This is a genomic window from Okeania sp. SIO2F4 (assembly GCF_010672385.1).
Taxonomy (GTDB): domain Bacteria; phylum Cyanobacteriota; class Cyanobacteriia; order Cyanobacteriales; family Microcoleaceae; genus Trichodesmium.
The window spans coordinates 1-3,256 of record NZ_JAAHGT010001045.1; the positions used below are offsets into that span (position 1 = coordinate 1).

A 3,256-nucleotide genomic window follows, 5' to 3' on the forward strand; every position below is an offset into this window, starting at 1 on the left:
TGGCAGCTACAGCTTGACAAATTTGATAAGTTCGGAGGCTATTTTTTCCAATCCATTCTAATTTTATTTCTGCCTGCTCACAATATTTTTCTACTTCCGATTTATCGTTAGTTTGAAAGACATTTTGCCAGGGTAAATCTAACCCATTTCCATAGTTACGAATATACATAACTTTTTTGTTCTGAAAAACTTCCCGAATTTTGGGATTAATTCTTTCAAAAACTTTTCGACTATTAGCTATTGGTGTCATACCTCCTTCTGTAGCTGCTTGAACACAATAAAAGCAAATTTTCATCGGCCAGCTATTACTATATGCCATTTCATTGTGTAAAGGAATTGATGCTTCTGGCGGATATTCTGTAGAAGTATATATCTGATTATTAACTTGAGTTCTTGGTGTGGAACGGTAAGAATATTCTAATAGTTTGCCAAAAGTAGATTGGAGAAATTTTTCAAATTCAGGAATGCTATTTAATTGGAAATTTCTAAATAGGATACCTCCTTGTTTTAGCAAATGTTTTTCGATTAATTCTCGATTGTTATTTGCCCAACTAATTAAATTTAATTTTTCTCCAGAGGGTTCAATAACTATTGGTAAATTTTCCCCTGATTCGAGATTATAAATTTTTACCAACTCTTGGGAGGATAATTTTACTCTTTTGCGTTTTATAGTACCTATTTTGTTCATTTTTTTTGAATAGTCAGTAGTCAATAGTCAGTAGTCAGTAGTTGTTTTTTGAGTGCATCTCAATTTTGAATAAAACCAAAATTTTATCCCTTTTAGGGAACACTTAAATGGGAACAGGTATGGAGGAAAAAAGTATTTTTGCAAATATTGAGATGCACCCGTTTTTTTTGAGTAGTCAGTAGTCATTGAGTAGTTAATAGTTTTCTTAACTATTTAGTTTTTTTATTCAGTAGGTTGGGTTGAGGAAGGAAACCCAACAATATTTTGATTGTTTTTTAACTTTATTAATGTTGGGTGGCACTCCATTTCACTTAATTTCAGGCGAGCAAGATGCTCCCACTACAATACTGATTTTCTTTTCATCTTTTTCAATTTTTGCCGATTCTTATTTTCTAATTTTTGTTCCTCCATAATTTGTTGTTGTTTTTTCGAGGCATTAATAATATCTAAGATTTCATTTAACCTCATATCTAAATTGGCTACAAGATGAGAAAAAATATTCTCCAAATCTTTCACCATTAAATTAATAGTTTCAGCATCAAATAAATCTGTTTTATACTGAAACGAACCAGCAAAACCATTCGGAGTTTCCCATAAACCTAACCTCAAATCGTGCCTAACTAATCCACTATCAAAATGTAAAGGTTCTAATCGACATCCTCCCATTTCTAATTTAGGCATTGGTACATTATGCAAGACAAACCACACTTGAAATAATGGATTATGACTTAAAGAACGCTCAATATTCAACTCTTCTAATAACTTTTCAAACGGTAAATCTTGATTAGCAAAAGCTCCTATTGCTACCTCCCGAACTCGTTGTAATAATTCTCGAAAACTGGGATTTCCTGATAGTTCGGCACGCAACACTAAAGTATTTACAAAAAATCCAATAATTCCTTCTGTTTCTCGTGAGTTACGGTTAGCAATAGGGGAACCAATACAAAAATCTTGTTGCTGACTATAACAATAAAGTAATGTTTGAAACCCAGTCAATAACATCATAAATAAAGTTACTTCCTCAGACTGACTAACTTGCTTGATATTGTCACTGAGTTTTGATGGCAACTCAAACATGGTAGTTGTACCTTGGAAATTTTGCACTTGGGGGCGGGATCTGTCTGTGGGCAAAGCTAAAACTGTAGGCACTTCCGCTAACTGTTGCTGCCAATATCTTAGTTGGTCGGCAAACAAGTCACTTTGCAAATATTGTTGTTGCCAATGAGCAAAGTCTGCATATTGAATAGATAACTCCGATAGAGGCGATCGCTTTCCACTAGCAAAAGCATTATATAAAGTAGCTAACTCTTGGATAATAATACCCGATGACCAATCATCGGAAATAATATGATGGATGACAAATATCAATACATATTCTGTATCGGTAAGTTGGAGCAGAGTGACTCGCAAAAGTGGGTTTTGGCTTAAGTCAAAGGAACGTTGAGCTTCAGAAATAGCAAACTCCTGAATTTGCTGTTCCCGGTTAGTTTCTGCTACTTCTCGCCAGTCAATAACTGATAGATTAAAATTTGCTTCCTCTGAAATAATTTGCACTGCTTCCCCATCTACCATTTGAAAGCTAGTCCGCAAAACTTCATGTCTACGAATAATTTCTGTAAATGCTTGTTGTAAAACCTCCAAGTCGAGATTACCAGACAAACGTGCTGGTAATAGCATATTGTAGGCAGCACTATTTTTTTCAAGTTGGTCGAGAAACCACAGACGTTGTTGGTTGAATGATAGGGGTAAGTTTAGTTGCCGCGATACAGGTTGAATAGATATCTTTTTAGTTGGAGTTGTTGAAGTTATTTCAATAATTTCTGCTTGGGTGTCGATCGTGGGATGTTTAAATAAGTCAGCGACTGTGAGGTTACTTTTGAATATTTCTTCCAGTCTTGTCTGAAGTTGAACTATTAAAAGTGAATGACCGCCAATTTGGAAAAAGTTGTCGTGAATGCCAATTTTTTCTACCCCTAAAATTTCACACCAGATGGTTGCCAGTTTTTTCTCGACGGGAGTGGTAGGTGGTACAAAACTATCTTGGGAAATACCAAAATCTTTTGGTGGTTTTAGTTCCCAACGATTAATTTTGCCATTGGGTGTGAGTGGGAAAGTTTCCAGGATGACAAAAGCTGACGGAATCATATATTCGGGTAGTTTGTCTTGGAGGAAGTTTCGCAGTTCCTCATTATTCGGTTTTTGAGAGTGACAAACTAGGTAGGCAACTAAACGTTTGTCTCCTGGTTTAATTTCGTGAGCAACTACTACTGTGTTTTGAACTGCCGGATGTTGATTAATAACTGCTTCTATTTCTCCAAGTTCTATACGGAAACCCCTCAGCTTAACTTGATTATCTATTCGCCCAATATATTCGATAGTGCCATCTGGTAAATATCTAGCTAAATCTCCTGTTTTGTAAAGGGAAAGACGATCCCCCCTAACCCCCCTTGATAAGGGGGGAACTTTTTCTATTTTTTCCGTTGTTAAGGGGGAAGGAAGGGGGATCGCAGAAATAAATTTTTCAGCAGTTAATTCTGGGCGGTTGAGATAACCACGACTTAATCCCGC

At 35.9% G+C, this 3,256-nt stretch carries 2 protein-coding genes; both read right to left on the reverse strand.

The genetic code is table 11. The features are described from left to right. Positions 1-688: TauD/TfdA family dioxygenase (locus tag F6K22_RS36845; RefSeq protein ID WP_293109681.1), on the reverse strand; the 688-nt coding region annotated here is incomplete at its 3' end. 339 nt (positions 689-1,027) lie between these two features. Further along, the coding region (locus F6K22_RS36850; RefSeq protein ID WP_293109683.1) for a condensation domain-containing protein at positions 1,028-3,256 on the reverse strand (2,229 nt) is incomplete at its 5' end.